18 protein-coding genes are annotated in these 23,135 nt (G+C 71.3%); 4 read left to right on the top strand and 14 right to left on the bottom strand.

From position 1 onward, the window contains the following. Positions 1-37 precede the first annotated feature (37 nt). Both WMF27_RS29815 and WMF27_RS29820 read right to left on the bottom strand, forming a co-directional pair. Entirely contained in the window at positions 38-1,111 is a 1,074-nt protein-coding gene (locus WMF27_RS29815; RefSeq protein WP_437765481.1) for a DUF72 domain-containing protein, read from the bottom strand. Positions 1,112-1,123: 12 nt separating this feature from the next. Then, complete coding sequence (locus WMF27_RS29820; RefSeq protein ID WP_437765480.1) at positions 1,124-1,300, bottom strand: hypothetical protein; 177 nt, start codon at positions 1,298-1,300, stop codon at positions 1,124-1,126. A 149-nt stretch (positions 1,301-1,449) separates the two neighbouring features. Between WMF27_RS29820 and WMF27_RS29825 the strand changes: the two genes are divergently transcribed. Then, the gene (locus WMF27_RS29825) at positions 1,450-1,851 is read left to right on the top strand and encodes a hypothetical protein (protein WP_437765479.1); all 402 of its coding nucleotides are present in this window, start codon (positions 1,450-1,452) and stop codon (positions 1,849-1,851) included. Between the two features lie 96 nt (positions 1,852-1,947). Here WMF27_RS29825 and WMF27_RS29830 read toward each other — a convergent pair whose 3' ends face one another. The 4 genes from WMF27_RS29830 to WMF27_RS29845 all read right to left on the bottom strand — a co-directional run bounded on the left by WMF27_RS29830 (position 1,948) and on the right by WMF27_RS29845 (position 4,032). Then, entirely contained in the window at positions 1,948-2,133 is a 186-nt protein-coding gene (locus WMF27_RS29830; protein ID WP_437293905.1) for a hypothetical protein, read from the bottom strand. A 119-nt stretch (positions 2,134-2,252) separates the two neighbouring features. Beyond that, positions 2,253-2,657 carry an RNA recognition motif domain-containing protein gene (locus WMF27_RS29835; RefSeq protein WP_437765478.1) on the bottom strand — a complete coding sequence of 135 codons (405 nt, stop codon included), beginning with the start codon at positions 2,655-2,657 and terminating at the stop codon, positions 2,253-2,255. A gap of 222 nt (positions 2,658-2,879) precedes the next feature. Then, on the bottom strand, positions 2,880-3,026 hold the full coding sequence (locus WMF27_RS29840) for a hypothetical protein (RefSeq protein WP_437765477.1): 147 nt from the start codon (positions 3,024-3,026) through the stop codon (positions 2,880-2,882). A gap of 82 nt (positions 3,027-3,108) precedes the next feature. Further along, complete coding sequence (locus WMF27_RS29845) at positions 3,109-4,032, bottom strand: undecaprenyl-diphosphate phosphatase (protein ID WP_437765476.1); 924 nt, start codon at positions 4,030-4,032, stop codon at positions 3,109-3,111. Between the two features lie 1,192 nt (positions 4,033-5,224). Between WMF27_RS29845 and WMF27_RS29850 the strand changes: the two genes are divergently transcribed. Next, positions 5,225-5,767, top strand: coding sequence for a response regulator (locus WMF27_RS29850; protein ID WP_437944544.1), 543 nt, complete (start codon positions 5,225-5,227; stop codon positions 5,765-5,767). A gap of 53 nt (positions 5,768-5,820) precedes the next feature. Here WMF27_RS29850 and WMF27_RS29855 read toward each other — a convergent pair whose 3' ends face one another. Next, entirely contained in the window at positions 5,821-6,315 is a 495-nt protein-coding gene (locus WMF27_RS29855) for a VOC family protein (RefSeq protein ID WP_437765475.1), read from the bottom strand. Positions 6,316-6,420: 105 nt separating this feature from the next. Then, on the bottom strand, positions 6,421-7,296 hold the full coding sequence (locus WMF27_RS29860) for a helix-turn-helix domain-containing protein (RefSeq protein ID WP_437765474.1): 876 nt from the start codon (positions 7,294-7,296) through the stop codon (positions 6,421-6,423). 133 nt (positions 7,297-7,429) lie between these two features. Here WMF27_RS29860 and WMF27_RS29865 point away from each other — a divergent pair, with 133 nt between their 5' ends. Continuing rightward, positions 7,430-9,856 (top strand): NACHT domain-containing protein, encoded by a 2,427-nt coding sequence (locus tag WMF27_RS29865; protein ID WP_437765473.1) that lies wholly within the window; start codon positions 7,430-7,432, stop codon positions 9,854-9,856. Here the strand turns inward: WMF27_RS29865 and WMF27_RS29870 are convergent. From WMF27_RS29870 to WMF27_RS29890, 5 genes are all read right to left on the bottom strand, one after another. After that, positions 9,771-10,565, bottom strand: a complete 795-nt coding sequence (locus WMF27_RS29870; protein WP_437944566.1) for an HNH endonuclease — start codon at positions 10,563-10,565, stop codon at positions 9,771-9,773. The genes WMF27_RS29865 and WMF27_RS29870 overlap by 86 nt on opposite strands. Continuing rightward, a complete protein-coding gene (locus tag WMF27_RS29875) occupies positions 10,525-11,940 on the bottom strand; it encodes an AAA family ATPase (protein ID WP_437765471.1) in 1,416 nt (471 codons plus the stop codon). Before WMF27_RS29875 ends, WMF27_RS29870 begins: the two co-directional genes overlap by 41 nt. Before the next feature lie 122 nt (positions 11,941-12,062). Then, complete coding sequence (locus WMF27_RS29880; RefSeq protein ID WP_437765470.1) at positions 12,063-13,178, bottom strand: ADP-ribosylglycohydrolase family protein; 1,116 nt, start codon at positions 13,176-13,178, stop codon at positions 12,063-12,065. 310 nt (positions 13,179-13,488) lie between these two features. Continuing rightward, complete coding sequence (locus tag WMF27_RS29885; protein WP_437765469.1) at positions 13,489-14,226, bottom strand: hypothetical protein; 738 nt, start codon at positions 14,224-14,226, stop codon at positions 13,489-13,491. 386 nt (positions 14,227-14,612) lie between these two features. Beyond that, positions 14,613-16,091, bottom strand: a complete 1,479-nt coding sequence (locus WMF27_RS29890; protein WP_437769987.1) for an amidase — start codon at positions 16,089-16,091, stop codon at positions 14,613-14,615. A 1,499-nt stretch (positions 16,092-17,590) separates the two neighbouring features. Between WMF27_RS29890 and WMF27_RS29895 the strand changes: the two genes are divergently transcribed. Next, positions 17,591-21,541: a protein kinase domain-containing protein gene (locus WMF27_RS29895; RefSeq protein WP_437765468.1), complete on the top strand. Its 3,951-nt coding sequence runs from the start codon at positions 17,591-17,593 to the stop codon at positions 21,539-21,541. Here the strand turns inward: WMF27_RS29895 and WMF27_RS29900 are convergent. After that, positions 21,482-22,615: a sterol desaturase family protein gene (locus tag WMF27_RS29900; RefSeq protein ID WP_437765467.1), complete on the bottom strand. Its 1,134-nt coding sequence runs from the start codon at positions 22,613-22,615 to the stop codon at positions 21,482-21,484. The genes WMF27_RS29895 and WMF27_RS29900 overlap by 60 nt on opposite strands. Positions 22,616-23,135 lie beyond the last annotated feature (520 nt).

The following is a 23,135-nucleotide window of genomic DNA, read 5'->3' on the forward strand; positions in this document are numbered from 1 at the left end:
CTACCGTGATTCGCTGGCCGCCGCGCCGCCGTGAGGCTCAGTGGACGGCCGCGCCCGCCGGGACCGGGGCAGTCTCGTCCGCCGGCGCGGCCGCCCTGCGGGCGAGGAGGGCCATGAGCCCCCTGGCGCCGACCACGGCATGATCGGACACGCAGTTGTTGAAGATCGCGTGGACCTGCTCTGCCTCCTGGGAGAGCCGCGCGACGGTCTCCGCCCAGGGAGCGAGCTCCACGGGATCATAGACGTACCTGAACTTCTCGTTCACGCCGACGGGCGCGTCCCAGGTCTCCTCGCGCCGGCCGTGAAAGCGCACCACGGCGAGGCGAGGATCGGCGACGAGGGCGGTGGGAGGCATGCTGTTGTCCTTGCCCTGCGGCTCATCGACGATGACGTAGAATGCGCCGAGGTCTCGGAGGAGATCCGCGACGCGCTCGATGCGTCCGGGCATGCCCCATGACCCGTGCCGGAGCTCGACGGCGAACGGGAGCCCGTCCATGCGCCTCCGGCACTCCTCGATGACACGCACGTTGCCGCGCGTCGCCGTGAACCACGGAGGGAACTGGAAGAGCACATACCCCAGCTTGCCCACCTGGCGCAGCGGATCGAGCGCTATCCGGAAGCGTTCCCAGAGCGCGTCTCTGACCTCGGCCGGCAGGTCTGCCGGGTAGAGGCGCCGCCGGTCGAAGAGCGAGGCAGGCAGCGCGCCCTGGACGTCCCGGGGGAGGCGGACGGGCTCCACGGGGTGCTGGGTGAGCGGCGCGAACGCCTTCATGTTGAACACGAAATCAGGCGGAGTCCGCTCGACCCACTGCGCCACCGTCCCCGGCCTCGGGAGGGCGTAATAGCTCGAGTTGACCTCGACCACGGGGAACTGGGACGCGTAGAACTTCAGCCGTTGCGCCGGGCTCGACACGCCCTTCGGGTAGAATCGATGGCTCTTCACCAGGGTCGGGTCCGTCCACCCGGCGGTCCCGGCGAGGGCGTTGCCGACGCGGGCGGGCACAGGCGCGCACGCCGCGAGCGCCGCGGCGCGCGCACGCCGCTGCTCCTGCTGGTGTGGAGCCTCCTCTGAAGGCGACCGCGGCCGGTCGCGCAGGGCTTCTTCGTGCATATCGGGAGCAATCTAAGGCTTCTTTCCGGCGATGGAACCGCTCGCCCGGAGAACCGGCGGCGGGTGCTCATTGCCTCTCACGAAGGTCCTCTCTCCGGTCGTGCGCCTACGCTGGTCGTGCGCGTACGCTCCCGCTCGCTCGACGAGCTCCCGGATTGCCAGATCCTGATCCAGGCGGTCTTCCGTCATGCTCTTTCTCCGTGGTTGAGGCCGCGAATGCAGAGCGTCGACAGCGTGGAGAGCCCAGATTGTGCATGCGCCGCACGGTCGCCTGCGCTATACTGAACCAGGGGTCAGAGGGATTGTTATATTCCTCCGCGGCAGGACAGAGGTGATCGATGTACTCAGCGAATCGTCGCCGGAATATCGAGCGGGAAGAGCGCATGCTCCTCCGCGAGAGGCGGGAGCAGGCGGCCGGCAAGCTCCTTCAGAAGGTGCCGGAGCTCACGAGCCTGAACCTGGAAATTCGAGAGAGCCGGCCCAATGCGTCCACGAATGACACGCAGTACATCCGCCGCGTCGTTGTCGAGCATGCGCATGCGCTGTTCGAAATGCCGTGCTCGTACTCTTCCTGTGACAACGGCGGCTACGACGTGACGCAGGAGATCCTGAGCGGCCTCGCTTCGCGCACGGCGCGGTTCGAGGGGGAATGCGCCTGTCGAGGGAGCTGCGGGGGCGAGTGCTGCTCGCGGATCCTCCGCTACGTCGCCACGGCCACGTACCGTAGCCCCGAGGCGTAGGGCGGGCGCTTATCGTCCGGGACGGCGTACGTCGCGAGCGGCGTCCCAGGCGCAGTCCGCACCTCGGCTCGCGCTCAGCGCTTCACTCTCAACGCTTCACTCGGTGATGGGAGGCTGTGGCCCCGGGACGATCCCTGCGATGTCCGGATCCTCGCCCGGTGCCCCGCCATCACCAGGGCCCTTTTCCTTGCGGCGCGCGAGGCGGTTCGCGTCTTTCTCGCGCTGCTTTTCCTGCCGGGCGCGCTCTTTTTGCCGCTTCATTGCTGCCTGTTTCTGCTGCATAGGGAGCCAGGCCTTTCAGCGCGCCTCCGGACGGCGCGTCTTTCGGCACCTCGTGGTGCGTCCTGAAGGCGCAGGCGCGGCGCACGAGCCGCGCCGCGCCGCGCCGCGCCCGCGATCAGTCAGTAACGGTCGCCGCGACCGCCGCGGCCGCCGGAGCCGCCGCGACCGCCGCGGCCACCACCACCGCCGCCGCCGAAGCCGCCACCGCCGCCGCCGAAGCCACCACCACCGCCGCCGCCGCCGAAGCCGCCACCGCCGCCGCCGAAGCCGCGCGCCGGGCGCTCCTGCGCTTCGTTGACCTTGAGCGCACGGCCATCGAGGACCGCGCCGTTCAGCTGCGAGATCGCGCTGTTCGCGGCCTGGGCCGAGCCCATGGTCACGAACGCGAAGCCGCGCGGCTGCCCCGTCTCGCGGTCGGTCGGCATCGCGATCTCACGGACCTCGCCGGCCGCGGCGAACGCGGACTCGAGGGTCTCGCGGGTGGTGCTGAACGAAAGGTTTCCTACGTAGAGACGATTTCCCATGCCATCCTGCTTTTTTTACGGCTTTCTGGTGCGCCGCTGCGGCGCTCTCGGCCTGCCATCCGACGAAGCCGTAACGGATCGAACGGAGACGTGCCGCGCGGAACTCCCGCGCGGTCACACGGTGCGTCGTCCAGTCGTCCGAGCGAGCTGCAGGCTCCCTCACGAGAGGGAAACAGGAAAGCGTCGTATCGAGGGCCAGGGACGTTCGTGAGAAGAAGCATCCTAGCCCGATCCGCCGTCTTTCGCAAGCGGGCCGTCCGTGGTCGGGGCCACCGCGGCCACCGCGGTCGAGGTCACCGCGGCCACCGCGGTCGAGGTCACCGCGGCCACCGCGGTCGAGGTCACCGCGGCCACCGCGGTCGGGGTCACCGCGCGCCTCGCGCCTCGCGCCTCGCGCGCGCCAGCTCCACGCGGCCTCCTGCTCGCCGCGCCGCGCCAGCTGGCTGCATGCTTACGGGCGGCTCGGGTGATCGCCGGTGCGGGCGAGGGCGTCCGCTGCGGCCGCGACGTCCCCCCGCGGCGCGGGTGAGGCCGCGGCGGCGCCGGCCTCGGCGGGGGCGGAGCGGCTGGCGATCCAGAGCCAGAGGACGAGGGCGCCGAGCGCGACGCGGTACCAACCGAACGGCGCGAGGCCATAACGCTTCAGGTAACGCAGGAAGACCGCGATCACGAGCAGGGCGACGGCGAACGAGACGGCGAGCCCGACCACGAGCGCCACGATCCCGCCGGGGGCGTCGAGCAAGGCGCGACCGTTCTTGACGAGATCGAAGACGGTCGCGGCGCCGAGCGTGGGGATGGCGAGGAGGAACGAGAACTCGGCGGCCGCGGCGGTGCTGAGGCCGGAGAGCTGCCCGCCGACGATGGTGGTCATCGAGCGCGACGCGCCGGGCCAGAGCGAGAAGCACTGCGCGAAGCCGATCGCGAGCGCGCGCTGGAGCGTGACGTCCTCGACGCGCGGGGCGCCCTGATCCGGCCGGCGGCGGCGGACCGACTCGACGCCGATCATCAGGAAGCCGCCGACGATGAGCGCGACCGCGACGGGCCCCGGCCCGAACAGGTGCGCCTTGATGGCCTTGTGGAAGAGCAGGCCGATCACGGCGGCGGGGAGAAACGCGAACGCGAGGGCGAGCGCGAGGCGGAGGCTGTCCGGATCCCGCCGGACCATGCCGCGCACGGTGGTCGAGAGGCGCTCGCGGAAATAGACGACGACGGCGAGCACCGCGCCGAGCTGGATCACGATATCGAGCGTCTTCGCCGCCTCGCTCTGGTGGCCGAGCCACGCGCCGAGCAGGATGAGATGACCGGTGGACGAGACGGGAAGGAACTCGGTCAGCCCCTCGAGGACCCCGAGCAGGACGGCATCGAACCAGAACATTGCGCCGAGTCTACCCTCACGCGGGCCAGAGGTGCGCGAGAGCGCGCACGGGATCGGGCTGCGTGGCGGGAACGCGGCCCGGCCGCGGCGGCGCGGCGGAGAGCGCCGGCCGTCGGCGCGAGCTCCCGTGGAGGCAGGGCCCTCCGAGCGCCCCGCCGCCAGCGACGCGGGCGATCGGCGCCGGCGCCAGGGCGCTGTCTGCGGGGGCACGCTCGACCGCGAGGCGCGCGTCGCCCTCGCGGGGACGATCTCGCCGGCGATGGCCGCGCAAAACGCGAAGACCCGCGCGTCCCGGAGCCGCGCGCGGCCGCCGTGTTCGCGGCCGCGCGTGGAGGACGCGGAAGAAAGGGTCGTAGTCGGCGCTCCCCTGGGCCAAGAAGGGGAGAGGGCGCCAGCACAGCGGGAATCGCCGCAGACCTCGCCCGCCTCGAGCAGGAGCCGTTTCACGAGCCAGCGCTCGGCGGGCTCAACCGTCGTGTTGGAGGCACCTGCCCGTCGCTGCCGCAGTTCGCCCCGCGGTCCGACGCGGGCGCTCGCACCGGCCGACGCAAGCTGCAGAGCACGAAAACACCAGCTCCACACGGACAGGGCAGCTGGGACAGGGGAAGTCCCGACAGAAACAGGGAAGCCCCGATCAGCCCGTAAGTGCCGGCCGTGCGAAGAAGAGAAGAAGGGCACCGCGAGCACCGCACCTCACACACTAACCATGTGAAGATTCGAACAAGTCGCAGTTGTTTCCGCCGTGTATCGCGACCGTGAGCCGAGGCGCGCGCCCGCAGCCGCGCTGAGCTGGGCCGTTCGCGTTGCATCTTCGACGTCCCGAGTGCCTCCGCGGCACCATCCAAGCAGGTCGAACGGAACTCGAGATCTTCGTGTTGGCCTGTCGAGAGGGCATGTTGCGCGGTTGACTCGAACAAACATCGTCGTGTACACCTCGATGGAAGAGGCCGTCGGCGCCGGGGGGTGCCGCCGTGCAGGCCATCGACACCACGCAAGCGCGCTCGCGCACTTCCGCGGCACAGCGGCAGGAGATGCGGGCCCGCGATCGTCGCAGGGAGGCAGCACCGTGTCATCGATCGCAAGAGCCCATCGCACCTCTTCGCAGGGTCAGCACAGGGACGCCACGATCTCGTCTTCCCGACGAAAGTATTGCGTCCTCGTCGTCGACGACGACGAGAGGGCGCTGAGGTCCATTTCCGCAGTCCTCTCCGGGGACGTCGACGTCGTGGAATGTACGTCGGCGGAGCAGGCGCTCGTATTGCTCGAGACCAGGGAGTTTCACCTGGTCTGCTCCGACGTCGTGATGCCCGGGATGAAAGGGGACGAGCTGCTCCGGAGGGTGGCGAACATGCCCGTGTTCACGAGCTGTCTCCTCATCACCGGCGCCGAGGAGTACACGCGCTCGAAGGAGGCCGTGTATCACCACGTCCTGCTCAAGCCGTTCAATCCGGCCCGGCTCACGGCGCTCGTCCTTCAGCTGGCGCGCCTCACCGAGATGAAGCGCTCGGTCCACTCGATGGCGGACTCGCTCACGCCGACGGACGCCGGGAGCGAGCTCGTGTCGTGCGGCTGGCCCGACGCCGGGATGGCGCCGGAGTCGTCGCACGCGCCGAGATCCACGAGGCTGGAGGCCTGCGTCACGTGCGGCGCCACGCCGCACGATCTGCCGCACGAGCCGGAGCCGGCGAGGGCCGCCGTGTCCGCGCTCCGCGCCAGGAAGCGATGGGTTCGGTGAGCTTGCGGCCGCGCCGGCGCCCGCGGGCGGCGGCGCGGCCGACGCGGAGCGGGTCAGGCGCCGCTCGGGCCCTGCTCCTCCCACCACCTCGCCATGCGCACCTGCATCTCCTCGACCGAGACGTCCTCGATGACGGCCGACAGGATCCACTGGTGCCCGAACGGGTCCTCGACCCTGCCCTCTCGCCGGCCGTAGAACTGGTCTGCGATCGGGTAGATGATCTTGGCCCCCGCCTCGACGGCGCGCGCGGCGACCGCGTCGGGGTCCTCGACGTTCAGCGTGAGGACGATCGGTGAGCCGCCGAGCGCCTTCGGGCCGCGCGCGTTCCACTGGGGGGCCTCGTCGGCGATGCTGATGACGGAGTCGCCGATCACGAGCTCGGCGCAGACGATGGCGCCGCCGAGCTTCGGGTCGGCGAGGCGCAGCTTCTCGGTGGCGCCGAACGCCTTCTTGTAGAACGCGATGGCGTCGGGCGCGCCGGCGACGACGATGTGCGGCACGACGGCGTGGTACGGGGGCGGGGCGATGGGGTGCGGTCGCAGGGTCATGCGCGAAGGATGCCCACGCGACCGGAGCGGGTATTGTAAAAACATGCCGGCCTGCCGAGCCGGCTCGGCCAGCGCCGGCTCAGCCATCGCAGCCATCGCCGGTGGTCAGCCGTCGAGCGGGACATGGTTCCGCTCGCGGCGCCTGGTCACGTACTCGGTGGGCGTGAGGCCGGCGAACGCGCGGAAGTCGTGGATGAAGTGCGCCTGGTCGTAATAGCCACACGCGGCCGCGACGCCCGCCCAGGAGACGCGCTCGCCGCGCTCGATCGCGGAGACCGCCTGCTGGAAGCGCCGCACACGGCAATAACGCTTCGGGGTGAGGCCGACCCGCTCGGTGAAGCTCCGGATGAACCGCTTCGAGCTCATCCCGAGCCGCCCTGTCACGTCGGCCACGGTCCACGCGCGGGACGGGTCCGCGAACGCGGCGAGCGCGAAATCGACCGAGGGATCGCGCTCGAGCGGCGCGCGGGGCCGGAGGAGCCGCGACGCGAGGGCGGACTCGAGCGCGCGGAGCCTCTCCTCGGGGGTCTTCGCCTCGAGCACGCGCTCGCGGACGAGGGCGGCCTCGCGGCCCCACAGCGCGTCGAGCGAGACGTGGGCGCCGCCGAGCGCCGCGGCGTCCAGGCCGAAGAACGGCGCCGCGCCGCCCGGGGAGAGCTCCGCGCCCACGATCGCGCGCTGCTCCGCCGTGTCGATCGCGAAGTGCTCGGCGTGCGCGCCGCAGACGGCGATGCCGGAGAGGCGGTGGCAGAGAGCGGCGCCGCCCTCGGCAGCGCCGTGCTCGGCAGCGCCGTCGTACCAGCGCAGCTCGTCCTCGGCGAGGTTGATGAGGAGGCTCATGGCGCCGCTGGGGAGCACGCGCTCGAGCAGGTCGGGGAGCTCGGGGGCGGCGTAGTGCCAGAGCAGGCTGACGAAGCGGCCGAGGGGGGGAGGCGGGGCGTACGTGACGAACTGCATGGGGTGGCCCGTGGGAGGCAGCATGCCATGGGCGGAGGACCGGGTGGCGTGAGGAAGCCGTTCCGGGCGCGTGGCGTAGCCGGGGAGGCGCGGCCCGGAAGGGGCGCGGTGCTCGGCGGCTGGACGGTGGGGAGGGCGATCTCTAGGATGCCGGCTCGTGACGGCGGCCGTGCGACAGGCGAAGACTGGGACGGGGCGAGGTAAGGCCGCCGCCGGGGCGAAGCGCCAGGCCAAGGTGAAAGCTGCGGCAGCGGAATCGCCGGAGGCGTTGCTCGACAGGATCTTCGGCGAGCTGCCGGAGAGCGATCCGGCGAGCGACGGGCTGCCCGAGGTGGTCCTCAAGAACCGGCGAGGGCGGGCAAGGCGGCGGCTGCTCGATGCGCTCGCTGCGCGCGGGCCATATCCGGTCCCGGAGGGGCTGCGCGGCGAGCTGCGCGCGCTCGTGGAGCGGTGGGGGCAGAAGGGCTTCGAGGATGCGTTTCCGGAGGCGGATGCGTTCGAGATCCGGTGCGCCGAGGAACGCGCCGTGCTCGACGCGGCGGCCCGGGGCGACGAGGAGGCGCGCTTCGCGGCGGCGGAGCGGGCCTACCGGCGGGAAGTCGAGGCGAGATGCGGGCAGATCGAGATCCGCGGGCTACAGCTCAGCGCGCGCGTCACGCAGGATCTCGAGATCGCCTATGTGCCGCTACACGTCGAGGAGCCGCCTGAGGCGCTGCGCTCGGCGCAGCCGAAAAAAACGGGTGGCAAGGGAGCAAAGGGCGAAGCGATCACGGTGACAGCCAAGGCGGCCGGCGCCATGCTGCGCGTGCTGGAGCGGCCGCGGGTGCTCGCGACGGACGCACTCGCGAACCACCCGCAGCTCCTGATCGTCGGGGAGCCTGGCAGCGGCAAATCGACGCTCCTCGCGTACATGGCCACGCGCGCCGCCCGGGGCGAGCTGGCCATTTCCACCCCGAGCCCCGGTCCGGCGCCGATTCCCTTCCTCGTTCCGGTTCGAGCGCTTCAGGAGGCCGAGGCGGGCCCGGAGGGGATCGCTGGCGCCGCTGGCACGGAGCCATGGTTCGTGAAAGCAGCGCTCGAGCGCGGTCGAGCGCTGCTCCTCGTCGATGGCCTGGATGAAGCCCGCGCGCAGGTGGCGGGGAAGGTGCTCCCGGCCCTCACGACAACGCTCGACGCGTATCCGGGGAACTCGGTGGTCGTCACGACGAGGCCAGCCGCCGCGCCTGGTAAGGACGAGAGTGCGCCCAGGGGCTTCGCGCGAGCACGCCTCTTGCCGATGACGCGTGACGAGGTCGGCGTCTTCATCGACCGGTGGTGTCTGGCCGCCGAGCTGAGCCTTAACAAGCCGCGCGGACAGGCCGAGATGGACGCGCGCGCCGCCGCGGAGGATCTCAAGGAGAGGGTGCGGGCGAGCCGGGCGATCGAGAAGCTCGCGCAGACTCCCCTCCTCTGCTCCGTCATCTGTGTCGTTCACCGCTTCCTCGGGCAGCGGATCCCGGAGCGCCGGGTCGCCCTCTACGAGGCGATCACCAACGTCCTTCTCTACGAGTGGGATCGGGCCAAGTTCGCGGAGGGAGCTGCCATCGGCAAGCTGGACGCCCACGCGAAGCGCGCGCTGCTCGCCCGGCTCGCGCTCTCCATGCACAGGGCGCGCGTGGCGGAGCTGCCCGCGGAGGAGGTCGTGAAGCGGCTCGCGGCGCACCTGCCGGATCTCGGCCGCCCGGAAGAAGAGGCCACCGCGATCGTGGCCGAGATCCGCGACCGCAACGGCGTGCTCGTGGAGCGGGCGCCGGGGTCGTTCGCGTTCTCGCACCTGACGTTCCAGGAGTACCTCGCCGCGATGGAGCTGGTGAACGCCCAAGCTTATGATGAGCTACTACGCAAATACAAGGACAAGTGGTGGCACGAGGTCATCGTCCTTTCGGCCGGTTTTCCAGGGGAGCACGCGGGTCGGATCATCCGCGGCCTGCTCGATAAGGATCGCGACGACGTGGCTGAAGGGACGATGCTCGCAGCGCAATGTGCCGAGACCGCCATTGAGGTCAGGCAGGGGCTGCGGCGGGAGATCGAGAAACGCGTGGCACGGCTGGTTCCGCCAGCGAGCCCGATAGAGTTTCAGACGCTTTACCACCTCGGCGAAGTGGCTGGACCGGTGCTCCTTCGCTCGCTTGACAAGGCGACGACGGAGGGGAAGGCGTCCATCATTATGTTGCTGGCCCACATTCAATATGAGCCAGCAACCAGGGCAATCCTGGCGTTTCTGAAAGACCCCAGCCGAACCGAGCGCCCGTTCGCCAGCTTCGCCAAGATGTTCAACAGATCTCGCACTCTTGCCGAGTGCGCCGTCTTCTTCATGATCAACATCATCGAAGTCTCGGAGACAGCGCTTTCCGTATTCTTCGACGCCATTCCCTCGGCCGATCCGAGCGCCATTCGGTATCTGCGAGGATTCATGGATATCGCGAAGACGACCCAGGAGCGCGACACACTCAGCATGCTCATCGCGCGCGCCGAGGCCGCACACGCGAAAAATTCTTCCGCCTTCGCCGCCCGCTGGCCCAGACGCGCCGCACGTTCTGGTTGATCGCCTCGGAGAACGCCACCGGCCGCGTGATCAGCATGTCCTGGAGCTCGATGCCAGGACGCCCCATTAGCCTCCTCACGAAGTCGAGATGGCACTGGATCGCCGTCCCCCGATGCTGCGTGAGCCAGTGACGCGTCAGGCCGAAGTCCTCGACCGTGCACCTCGCCTGCTCATCGCCTTCACGGGCCGCGATCTCGCCGTTCTCCGCGAACACGAAGCGGCTTCCCGGCCTGCCCTCGTCAGGCCGGACATACCCACAAGCCGGCCACTTGTCGTGCTTCGCGCCGTTGCACGCCATGCACGCCATGAAGTAGTTTTTCCACTCGTAAGCCTGCGCGGGAAAACGCGCCTTGGGCCGGAAGTGCTCGACCTGCCCCGGCGGCCTGTCCTCCCCGCTGGTCCCGGGGTGGTTCGAGCTGACAGGAGACTGGCAGTAGGCGCAGAAGCCCTGCGACATCCCGGCGTTCGCCCGCCGGACCCGCGCATCGGTGCGCCAGACGGGCGGGAAATCCGGCTTCCCCTTCTCGTCCGCCGGCAGCACCTCCGGCGCGTAGCTGGTGAACCCCTTCTTCCGCTTCGCCCCTTGCCCGGCGAGCTTCTCGAAGGCCCTCGCCTTCTTCCAGAACGCCGCCGCGTCCGGGAGCGCCGCGTCCACCGTGCCTTGCCAGTCAGCGGGCGGCTTTACGCCTCTTCGCCGGAGCCGGATCACGCCGTCCCCCTCCTTTCGCGGAAAGCTGTGCATCCAGCCGCCTGAGCAGCGCGATCTGCGTCCGCGCGATCTCGGAGAGCAGCGGCCCCTTGCCCTCCCGCTCCTCCTCCCGCGCGAGCACACCCTGGAGCTCGTCGAGCTTCTTCAGCAACGCCTGCCGGTCGCGCGCCGTCGCCGTGCCGCCCTCGATCTTCTGCCGGAGCACGGCGGCCTCCACTTCCAGGGCCTCGTACGTCGGCGAGAGGCGCGAGGGCACATCGAAGACGGCGTCATCGACCATCACGGAGTCGACCTCGGCGCCGTCGAGCCGCTGGAGATCCCCCTCCGTCAAGGGTCGCACCGTCGTCCCCTCCCCCGGCTTCTCGTCCAGCACCAGGATGGCCATCTTGCGCTCCCTGTCGTCGATGGCGGCCTGCACCACCGCGGGCGAGTGCGTGGTCAGCACGAAGCGCGTGCCCGGGAACAGGCTGGTGAGCTGCTCGATGATCCGTCGCTGCCAGCGCGGGTGGAGGTTGAGATCGACCTCGTCGATGGCCACCATGGCCTCGCCGCCGAGGGGATCGTCGAGCGCGGCGAAGATTTGCGCGTAGCGGATCGCGAGGTCGAGGACGACCGAGAGCATCGCGCGGTAGCCATCCGAGAGCTCGGTGATCGAGAGCGTGACACCCGAGCGACGGAATGCCGCCACGCGGCGCCCTTCCTGCTCGACGATCTCCACGCCCTCGATGCGCCTGTCGAGCCCCACAAGCCATGCGCGGAGCCGCTCCCAGACCGCCCGCGCGGCGGGGTCGTACTCGCCCCGCTCCTCCAGGAGCGCGACGTACGCCGAGAGGTCGCGGAAGAGGTACTCGTCGAAATCGATCAGCGTGCGCGTGGCCGGCCGGCGCAGCGCGTCCTCGAGGTGAGACGGGAGCGGCCGGAGGAGCGCCTGCTCCCACTCCGGACCGAGGAGCGCGGGGCCGGTCGCCTGGCGCGGCCTCGCGGGCGGACGCAGGGCGCGGTACTGGCCGTACGCGAAGACGTGATTCCCTCGCGGGAGCCGCTCGCGCCCGGAACGGCTTGCACCGTCGGCCCAGCGCGCGAGCGGCTCGGCGCCGGCTCCGTGCAGCACGATCGAGCCGCGGTCCGCTCCACGTCGGAGCGGAAAGCGGTCGAGCCCCTCGCCGTCGCCGGGCGCGAGCGATGCGAGCGCCTCGACGATGCTCGTCTTGCCGGAGCCGTTCTGCCCGATGATGACGGTGACCTGCGCCCCGAGCGGCACCTCGCCACGCACGAAGCAGCGCACGTTCTCGAGGACGAGCCGGGTTTCACCGGAGGAGCCTGCCCCCGGCGGGGACACGGGCGGCGGCTTGCTGCGTTTGCGGCGCGTCGTCACGCGCCGACTATACCCCGAAGCATCCCAAAGAGGGCGCCTGCTGGCAGAGCTTCAATCCGCCCGAGCGCATCCCTGATCGGATACTGATCGAGCGCGCAATCCGATCATGGCCGCGGGCCACGTCAATAAGGCGGCAGCATCCTCCGGAACCCGTGCCCCAGCGCCAGCGCCAGGAAGAGCAGGTTCCGCACCGGCAATGCCGGCCAGAAGAGGCCGAGAGGCCCTTCCCCGCCCGAAGCGCGCTCGCCCGCCGCGGCGCCCCCGTCTTCGCCGCGGAACACCCGCGCGAGCCGCGCGCCGAGCCGCCGCATCCACGGGATCGATCGCGGGAAGTCGGCAATCCCATCCAGCCAGGCTCCGGGGATCCCGCGCGCCCCCAGCGCCGCGCCCGCGAGGCCACCGACGATCGCGCCGGTGCTGTCGGCGTCGCCGCCGAGCAGGATGACGTCCTCCACCGCGCGCCGGAAATCGCCCGGGTGCGCGAGCCAGCAGAACAGGGCCGCTGGAGCCGTGTCGACGATGAACCCGCTTACCCCCTCCTGGAGCCCGATCGCCGCGGCGAAGTCCTCCGCCGAGGCACGCCGGCCGAGGAGCTCCGCCGCGCGGTCGAGCCTGCGGCGGAGCTCCTCGTCCGCGACGCGCCCGCGGAGCAGCGCGAGCAGCTCGGCCGGATTCACCTGCTCCGGCGTGCGCACCGCGGCATATGCGGCCGCGAGCGCGATGATCCGCGCCCCCTCCTCGGCGCGTGGATCGGTGTGCGTGAGGCGCGTGGACGCGCGCACCATGGAATCGATGCGCGAAGGCGTGAGCGCGAGGGCCGCGCCCAGGATCGGCGCGCGCATCGCGGCGCCGTTGCCCGCGGAGAAGACGCCGCTCCGCTCCGGAGAGAACCCGAGCCACAGCTTGAGGATCGCCCGCAAGGTGGCGTACCCGACGCCCGCCGGCAGCGCGGCGAGCCAGCCGCGGAGCTGCCACGCGAGCGCGCGCGCGAACCGCGCCGCGTCCCCCGGCGCGGCCAGGAGCGCCTGGGCCGTCATGCACGCGTGCTCGGCGTCGTCGCTGATCATCCCGCGGCCGAGCACGAAGCGGTGCTCGAGCGGCGACGCGCCGAAGAGGCGGGCGGCGCGGCGGCGCGACAGGCCCTCTCTGGGCAAGCCGAGCGCGTCGCCGACCGCCGTCCCAAGGAGGACGCCGGCGAGGCGGTCCTCGCGATCGATGGGTATCGTCTCGATGGCCATGCGAGCACGCGCTTCACGTTCCGTGCCCGGAGAGCGCGGCGGAGAGCCGCGCTTTCACCCACCCTGGCCAGGAGGGCGGCTTGCCAGGATGGCAGCCCGTCGACAGGCGGATCGACACCGTGTCGCGAGAGCCGTGGTAACCCGCTCCGGAACCAGGCCCTTCTCGACACCTTCGGCGCTCCGCGCGCGTGCCTGGCTACGCCCGCCGGCGCCAAGCGCTCGATCCTGCCAGCTCCAATGTGCTCCGAGCACCGACGGCGAGCTCAGCGAAGCGACCATCGCCGAGCCCGCCCCCCAGGACGCCTGCGCCTCAGGGGCAGCGCGGAGCGGTGTACTCGCCGCTCGGATCCGTTTCCCAGAGCGAGCCCACGCCGAGACGGAAGCGCACTTCGGCCTCGTCGATGGAGAGGATCTCGAGCGTGCCCGGTCCAAACGACCCACCGCCCCACGGGCAGTCGTCCGGCCGCGGCGAGTAGGGCTCGCCCGTCTCGCTCATGTGGCTATAGCTGACGAGCGCGGGATCCTCGAGATCGTAGACGCCGACCTGCTGGTAGGCGCTGGGCAGCACGATGCTCAGCGCCCAGTGCCCGCCGCAGGTGAGATGCGTGGTCGGGGAGCCGCACGAGACACCGAGATCCGATGCACGAAGAAAGAGGTCGTTGGGATCGAGCGCCGGGCCGCCGCCGCCGCCCGACCCGCTGCTGCCGCCGACGTCACCCTGGCTCTCCCAGTACCGGTCCCAGAGCACCTCCATCTGAGCGCGCGTCAAGGCGACAGCCGGCAACGCATCACCTGGCGCAGCGGCGCCCCCGGAGCTGCCGCTGCCCGCAGTGTCGATCGAGCCGCTCCCGACCGACGGATCGGCGGGGTCGTTCGAGCCGCTCTCGCGCGGCGGATCGGCGGGGTCGTTCGCGCCGCTCTCGCGCGGCGGATCGGCGGGGTCGTTCGCGCCGCCGTCGTTCATCGCGCCCTCGATGAAGCTCACGTCGCAGGCGGCCAGCAGGAGGGGCGCCAGGACCAACAGCATGGAAGCGTTCTTCGTCGTCATGGCGTCCACCACTGCACGACCAGCGCCAACCTGATGGCAGACCAAAACCACGGCAAAACGACGGTGCAACACGCGATCTGTGCCGCGGGTGTGCCAGCGTGCGCCTTGACGCGCTGGCACCGTCCTCCGGTTGTGCCGCCAGCTTCCGGGCGTCTCCGGAGGGCATCGTCACCACGATGAGGGCTGAGCGCCCGCGCGCGCCTCGCGCCTGGCGGCGTCGAAGCCCGGCCGACCTCTGCCGCCCGCCGGGCCCCGTTCACCCCACGGCCTGCGGGCTCAACGCTCTCGCTCTCGGGTACGAGCGCGCCGGCTGCGGCCCGTGAGGGCCGCGCCGCACACGCTCGTCCCTCGCACCTCGGGCAGCGCCGGAGGTGCGAGGCGCGAGCTCACCACGTGGTCAGCTGAGCTTCGATCCTGTGTTGAGTCGCCTGCTCGTAATCGTAGGCGAACCCCAGCAGCTCAGCCTCGCTCCAGTGAGGGCCGACGAAGATCAGGCTGAAGGGAGCCCCGTCGCTGTATTGACCAGCGGGCACGACCACCCCGGGCAAGCCCGCGATGTTGATCGCGGACTCCGTCGTCGCGGGATAGGTGTCCGAGCCACAGAGCTCCGGCAGCGTGTCATAGGTCTGCGGAAACGCGAGGCCGTCCAGATCGTGCGTCGCCATCACGGAATCGAAGACGTTCACGTACTGGTCCCGCAGGGCCCAGAAGCCAGACAGATCGGGCGCGACCTCGGGGACGAGCAGCGAGGCGGCCAGCACGGGGAGCTTGTCGACGTACCAGGACAGCGGCCCGCCGACGGGATCGAACGGAGATATCCCCGTGAAGGCCGCCAATCCGTCGATCGAGCCGACGATGGTCCCGCCGACCTTGACCCCCTTGAGGTAACGCTGGAAGTCGTAGGCCACAGACTCCGTCCCGCGCATGTCATAGGGCTCATCGGGCAAGGCCAGATCGGCGAAGCCGCTCCCGACGAAGGGATCCTCGACGACGATCGCGCCTTGATCCTCCAGCTCCTCGATCGCTTGCTCGTACAGCGCTTGCGTCTCGGGAGACAGGCCGCCGTTGCGCCACCCTGAGCCGTACAGGCCGATTCGCTTTCCGCAGAGGGCGGTCTTGCTCAGCTGGCTCGTGTAGCCCCCCACGGGCAGGTGTCCATTGGACAGGCTCGTCTTGGGGTCCTCCGGGGAGTAGCCCGCGAGGATATCCATCACCATGGCGGCGTCGCGGACAGTCCGCGCGATGGGGCCCACCACGTCCCTCGTGCTGGAGGCCAGGGGCACGACGCCAGCCGTGGGGACGAGGGCGAACGTCGGCTTGATGCCGACGAGGCTCTGCGCGGCCGCAGGGTTCTGGATGGATCCCCCCGTCTCCTCCGCGAGGCCAAGCACGGCGAAGTTGCCGGCCACCGCCGTGGCTGTGCCGCTGCTGCTCGCCCCGGGCACCAGGGTCGGGTCCACGGCGTTGTAGGTGGGCCCCGCCCAGCTGCTGTTCGCCCGGGTGCCGTCGTCGCTGAAGGCCGGGATGTTCGTCTTCCCGAGGATGATGGCCCCGGCGGCGATCAACCGATCGACGACGACGGAGTTCTTGATGGGGAGCAGATCGACACCGCCGGCGACCTGCGAGCTGAGCGGAGCCCAGCCCGCCGTCGACGGCAAGCCGACGTGATCCATGGACTCCTTGATGACAACGGGGATCCCGGCCAGGGGGCCGAGGGCCACGCCGTTCCTCCGCTTCCTGTCGATCTCGCGCGCCTGCGCGACGGCGTTCGGGTTCAACGAGGTGAACGCGTTGTAGGACGACTCGTACTGCGCGATCCTCGAGAGATAGGCGTTCGTCAGCGCCTCCGCCGTGTAACGGCGCATCAGGTACGCCCACTGCACCTTCGCGATCGTGAGCTCAGATACGTCGATGGCGGGAACGCCGACGGAGGCGGTCGCACCATAGGTGGTGCTGGGAGCCCCTGCGGCAACACCAACGAAAATGGCTGCTACCAAGGCAGCGCCAGATAGAATGTTCTTGTTCACGATGGACTGCTCCCTCTCACTTCAGAAACCCTATGCCGGATGAACCTCCGCCGTCGGGTGCCGATTCGGAGCCTCGATCCCGAATCCCACGAGTACAGCGGACCGGAGCGCGACGAGGCATGGGATCGTCGCGCTCCGCTCGTTCAAGGCCATGTGATGGCGCCCGTCGCTCCGGACGAATCGCCATACCGTGACGATGACAACACCAACCACTTCAGCGAACCCATTGGCCCGCGCCATCTCGACGGTTCGTCGAGAGCAATTCAGCGAGGATGTACAGCGGCCTTGAGCAGAGATTCTTCGTGGCTTTTTACCAGCCAAGCAGGTGACACAGAGACAGAAGAAGCGCGCCTCGAATGCAGTGGCTCTGCTACAAAGATGAAGAATATGCGAGAGCTAGGCGCATCATACTTCATGTAAGATATAGCAAGTCGGGGTTCGGTGGCAAGTTGATGTTCGATTTTTTTGAATAGTTTGGGATTCCCGCTGCCTCCCTCGTGCTCCACGTCTGGCTCTAGCCGCTCTGGCCCCGCTAGCCCCTCTGGCCGCTGCAGCGCGGCTTGCTGGCACGCACCGTGCACCCGCGTGCACCTGACGGGGCGGCGCCTCGCCGGCAGCGACGGAGCAGCCTTGTGACCGGTTGACATCGTCATGGCGGAAACCGCTCGGGGCGCGAGCTGGTATCGCCGGCGGCGGGGCGGCGTCGGTCCTGTCCATCTGGCACGGGGCGTTGCCCGTCGCCCAACGAGGGGCAGAGGGGCACGCTCGTCGAGGTGACCGCTGCCCGGGGCGGGCCCGCGTCGTTCAAGGCGCTTCGGGCAGCCGACGGTCAGCGGAGGCCTGCCGCTTACGGTGGGAGAGCATTCTTTAGAACCACGTCTTCCGCTCTCCTTGGAAAGCGACACCCAATCAACAGCTCACGCACCCGTCGAGGGGGCCTCCTTGTACATACTCGACAGCCTGCGGACGCTCGTCCACGTCGACCCGGCTTCGCCCCCGGCGGGGCGATGCTGCAGAGCCAAGCGCCGCGTGACACGCCAGCGCGCGCCGGCACACGTCGTCCCCTCATGTCAGAGAAGTCGTCACTTGATCTGAGCCGCTTGCGGAGGATCAGAACACCGGTCTCGGGGAACCGAGACAGGCCTTGAGGGGAGAGAGGACGCAGAATCCGTCATAAGAAATCGCCCAATGGCTCCTCGCCCCTGCTGGACGGACGGCGGTGAAGCTGGCCACGGACACGGGGGCGACGCTCCGCACCTGCCCCCATGTCGGCCTCGGCGGCCAGCCCCGGCGCTCGCCGTGGACTTTCACGGCCGAGGACGCCGATACTCGAGGGGATGCAACCAGGGGAAGTGCTCGGAGGCCGCTTTGAGATCGTGGGCCGGGCGTGCGCCGGCGGCATGGGGGCGGTCTTCCAGGCGGTCGATCGGCGCTCGGGCGAGGTCGTGGCCGTCAAAGTGTGCCTCGACGAACAGAAATCCGGCGATGAATCGCGCCTCTCTCGCGAGTCCAGGGTGCTCGCAGAGCTCTCCTGCCCAGGTATCGTGCGCTACGTCGCGCACGGGCTCGGCGCCTCGGGCGCGCCGTGGCTCGCCATGGAGTGGCTCGACGGCGAGGATCTCGAGCAGCGGCTCCAGCGCCGGGTGCTCACCGTGGACGAGGCGATCTCGCTCGCGGTGGGCGCCGCCGCCGCGCTCGCGGCGGTCCACGCGCGCGGCATCGTTCACCGCGATCTCAAGCCGAGCAACCTGTTCCTGGTGGACGGCGACGCCGCGCGCGTGAAGCTGCTCGACTTCGGCATCGCCGGGGTCCCCGAGGCCATGCGGCTCACGCGGACGGGCGCCTTCGTCGGCACCCCGGCGTACATGGCGCCAGAGCAGGCCCGGAGCGGGCAGGACGTCGACACGCGCGCCGACGTCTTCGCGCTCGGCTGCGTGCTGTTCGAGTGCCTCACCGGCCAGCCGGCCTTCTGCGGGGCTCACCTGATGGCCGTCCTCGCGAAGATCCTCCTCGACGAGGTGCCGCGGATAAGCTCCCTCTGCCCCGGCGTCCCCCCCGCCCTCGACGTGCTCTGCGCCCGGATGCTCGCCAAGAACCCGGACGACCGCCCCCGCGACGGCGCGGAGATCGCCGCGGCGCTCGAGGCCATGGGCGTCTCCCCGCTGGCGCGCGCGCCGTTGGAGCCGCCGCCTTCGAATCGGCGCCGCCAGTCCTCGCTGACCCACAAGGAGCGGCGGGTGCTCTCGGTGGCGCTGATGGGGCCCGGGCCGCGGCCCGCCGCTTCCCCGGGCCGGGCCGACCCCGAGGCGGTGGTCGCTGTCGTGTCGCCGGAGCTGCGCCGGGAGATCGAGGCGCTCGGCGCGTGCCTGGAGCTCATGGCGGACGGGTCGATCCTGGTGATCCTCCTGGGAACCGGCGTGGCGACGGATCAGGCCGCGCAGGCGGCCCGCTGCGCGCTCCTGCTCCGCGCCGCCGGCGGGGACCGGCCGGTGGTCCTCACGACCGGCCGCGTGGAGGTCACGGGCGGCCGGCCCGTCGGCGACGTGATCGACCGCGCCGTCCGGATGCTGGCGCAGCCCACGGCGGCGCTCCCGGGCGCGCCGGCGGCGGGACGCGGGACGCCCATCGCCATCGACGAGGTGACCGCCGCGCTGCTCGACGCCCGCTTCGAGGTCGTCGAGACCGAGGCGGGCCTGTGGCTCCGGGGAGAAGAGCCGCTCGCCCGCGGCGCGCGCATGCTCCTCGGCAAGCCCACGGCCTGCGTCGGGCGCGACTGGGAGGTGGCCACCCTCGAGGCCCTCCTCGCCGGGTGCATCGAGGAGTCGCGGGCGCGCGCCGTGCTCGTCACCGCGCCGGCGGGGCTGGGCAAGTCGCGCCTCGCCTACGAGATCATCCGCCGCGTCCGGCAGCGCGACGAGCCCGTCGCGGTCTGGATCGGCCGCGGCGACCCGCTCCGCAAGGGCACCCCGTTCGGGATGCTGCGGCAAGCCCTCCAGGGCGCGTGCGGGATCCGCGACCGAGAGCCGATCGAGGCGCGCCGGGAGAAGCTGCTCGCGCGGGTGACCGAGCGCGTCCGCGCGGCCGACGCGCAGCGCGTGGCGGAGTTCCTCGGCGAGCTCCTGGGCACGCCGTTCCCCGACGAGGACAGCGCGCCCCTCCGCGCCGCCCGCAAGGACGCCCCGCTGATGGGCGATCAGATGCGCAGGGCCTGGCTCGATTTCGCCTCCGCCGCGTGCGCCGCGCAGCCGCTCCTCCTCGTGCTGGAGGACCTGCACTGGGGCGACCTGCCCACGGTCCAGTTCATCAACGACGCCCTGCGCCGGCTCGTGGACCAGCCCCTCCTGGTGCTCGCCCTGGCGCGCCCCGAGGTGTACACGCTGTTCCCAGGGCTCTGGGCCCACAGGGATCTCCAGGAGCTCCGGCTCAAGGAGCTGAGCTCCCGGGCGGGCGCGCGGCTCGTGCGGCACGTCCTCGGCGACGGGGTGAGCGCCGAGACCGTGGCGCAGCTCGTGGCGCAGGCCGACGGCAACGCGTTTTATCTGGAGGAGCTCATCCGGGCGACGTCCGAGGGGAGCCAGGGCGCGCTTCCGGAGACCGTGCTGGCGATGGTGCAATCCCGGCTGGAGCGCCTCGACAGCGCGGCGCGGCAGGTGCTGCGCGCGGCGAGCATCTTCGGGCGGGTGTTCTGGCGGGGCGCGGTGGAGGCGCTGCTCGGCGGCCCCGGCGGCGTCTCCGGGCTCGCGGATCACCTCGATCGCCTCGAGCGGCTGGAATGGATCGGCGCGCGCGACGAGGCGAGGTTCGAGGGAGAGCGGGAGCTCGTCTTCCGCCACGCGCTCGTGCGCGAGGCGGCTTACGGGATGCTCACCGACCAGGATCGCGCGCTCGGCCACCGGCTCGCCGGCGAGTGGCTCCAGCGCGCGGCCGAGCCCTCGGCCGCGGTGATCGCGGAGCACTTCGATCGGGGCGGCGAGCCGCTGCGCGCCGCCGCGTTCTATCATCAGGCCGCGGCGCAGGCGCTCGCCGCGAACGACCTCGTCGTGGTGCTCTCGTGGACCGGGCGCGCCATCGAGCTCGGCATCAGCGGCGAGGCGCGCGGCGAGGTCCTCCTGCACCGGGCCGAGGCGCACCACTGGCGCGGCGAGCTCGTCGAGGCCGCGCGCTGGGCGACGATGGCGGTGGAGGAGCTGCCCCGGCGCAGCGCGCCCTGGTACGCCGCCGTGCGCGAGGCCGCGGTCGTGCTGGCCCGGCTGGGGCAGCACGACCGCCTCGCCAGCCTCAGCGGCGATCTCGCGGACGCCTGGACCGGAGAGGGCGCGACGGGCCCGCTCCTGGCGGCGTCCGCGGGGACGGCGCTCTACCTGACGATCAGCGGCCTCTACGCGCACGCCACGCCGCTCCAGGCGCTCATCGACGCCGCGGCCGAGCGCTTCTGCGACGACCCGGCCGTGAGCGGGGTCGTCCTCCGCGAGCGCGCCTGGCGCGAGCTGTACGCGGGCCGACACGGCTCGGGCCGGGCGCTGTTCGCGCGCTCGGTCGCCTCCCACGAGCGCGCGGGGAACCTGCGCCTGGCCTGCTTCGGCCGGCTCGATCTCGGCTTCCAGGAGCACCAGCTCGGCGCGTACGCCGAGGCGGAGGCCATCCTCCGCGCCGCGCTCGCGGACGCCGAGCGCATGGGCCTCGACGGCTGCATGGCGGTCGCGTGGAGCACCCTCGGCGCGCCCCTCTGCCGCCTGGGCGCGCTCGACGAGGCGCGCGAGGCCCTGATGAAGGCCATCGCGTTCCTGGAGGCGCAGGGGGATCGCCGGCTCGCGGGCGCGTCGCGCACCTACCTCGCCGGCTGCCTGATGCGCGCGGGCGATCTCGCCGGCGCCGAGGCCGAGGCCCGGCGCGCCGTGGCGCAGCTGGAGAGGATAGGTCCGCTCGTCGTGCTGGCGCGGGCGACGCTGGCGGCCGTCCTGCTCGCGCGCGGCGAGGCCTCCGAGTCGCTCGCCGAGGCGCGCGCGGCGGTCGCGTTGCTCGACCGGCTGGGCATGGTCGAGGAGGGCTCGGCGTTCGCCCGCGTGGTCCACGCCGAGGCGCTGTTCGCGGCGGGCGACCTCCCGGCGGCCCGGACCGCCATCGCGCACGCCCGGACGAGGCTCCTCGACGTCGCCGCCCAGCTCGACGACGCCGCGCGGCGCGAGCAGTTCCTCCAGCGCGTCGAGGAGAACGCACGCACGCTCGAGCTAGCGCGCGCGTGGGTCGACGAGGGGGGCTCCACGGGAACGGGACGACGAGGCGTCTAGCGCCGCCGCGCCCGGCGCCGGCAGGCTCGGCCCGTCGAGCAGCGCTCCGACCGCCGCGAGCGCCGCGAGGAGGACGACCGCCCCCGCCCACAGCGGGCCCGCGGCCATACCCGGCGACGCGTGGAGGTACGCGATCGCGCCGAGCAGCGCCGCGAGGAAGAGCGCCGCGGCGAGCGCGCGCGCCCGGCGGGGGCGCGCCACGTCGTGAAGGACGTAATCCGGGTCGGTGCGCAGCGGGCCCTCGTCGGGCGAAGTCGCGGTGGACCGCCACTCCGGCGGCCGGAACCAGACGAGCAGCTTGCCGGAGAGGCGCGGCTCCGCCGCCGCCATCCGCGCGAGCCTCCGCCACGGGTCGACGTTGGCGCGCAGCGCGCTGAAGCTGGCCAGCGGCTGGACGACGCCGTACCGCGGGGGCGCCCCCTCGGCGCAGAAGGTGCCGAACAGCCGATCCCAGACGATGAGCACGCCGCCGTGGTTCCTGTCGAGATACGCGGAGTCGACGCCGTGGTGCACGCGGTGATGAGATGGCGTGTTCAGCGCCCACTCCAGCGGCCCCATGCGGCCGACGAGCTGCGTGTGAATCCAGAACTGATAGAGGATGTTCAGCGTATACGTCGTGACGACCATCCCCGTGGGGAAGCCGAGCACGGCGAGCGGCCAGAAGAACGGCCAGGACAAGGCCCGCTGGAGCCAGCTCTGGCGCAGCGCGACCGAGAGGTTGTAGTCCTCGCTCTGGTGGTGGACCGCGTGCGCGGCCCACATGAAGTTCACCCGATGGCTCGCGCGGTGCGCCCAGTAGTAGCAGAAGTCGACCGCGACGAAGCAGGCCGCCCAGCTCCACAAGGCGCCCTCCGGCAGCCGCGCGAGCGCGGCGCGCTCGAACAGGAAGAGATAGACGAGGACTCCGCCGCTCACGACGGAGACGATGACCTGCTCCCCGACCCCGCACGCGAGGTTGGCGAGCGCGTCGGAGAAGCGGTAGCCGCGGCGCCCGCGGCGGCGACAGAGCCAGAGCTCGACGCCGATGAGCGCGAAGAAGGCCGGCACCGCGAACAGGATCAAGCTCGGCGACATCCCCCGTCCTCCATGGAGCCGCCGCGCGGCGGATCGGCTCGCGTCCGCCCAGTCTAGCGTGGACCTCTCCCGGCGCGCCCGGAGACGCACCACGCGAAAGGCGCCACACCAGCCGACCTCTTCCCTGTTGACGCTGAACCGTTTAAGTGGTCTGCCACGAGCCACGCCGGCGCGCGACCGACCACCCGGAGCGGAGATTTGTATCGTCGCGGAATCAGGGGGAGCTCACCGCTGCCGCCGGCGATGCCGCCCCGCGACGGCGGCGCAGCAGCTCGGCAGATCCCTGCGAACCGGACGCGCGCTCCGGGCGGCAGGGCTCGGCGATCCGTGAGGAACGACACTCGAACCACATAAGGAACCGACCATGAAGAAGACCTTCTTGCTCGCTTTGGGTTTGCTCTCCCTCGCCGCGTGCTCCTCCTCCGACCCGGCGGACCCCGCGCCCTCGGGCGGCACGGGCGGGTCCGGCAACACCGGCGGCGGCGGAAGCGGCGCCACCGGCGGGAGCGACGCCACCGGC

It is taken from the genome of Sorangium sp. So ce281, from assembly GCF_051527395.1.
Classification (GTDB): domain Bacteria; phylum Myxococcota_A; class Polyangia; order Polyangiales; family Polyangiaceae; genus Sorangium; species Sorangium cellulosum_B.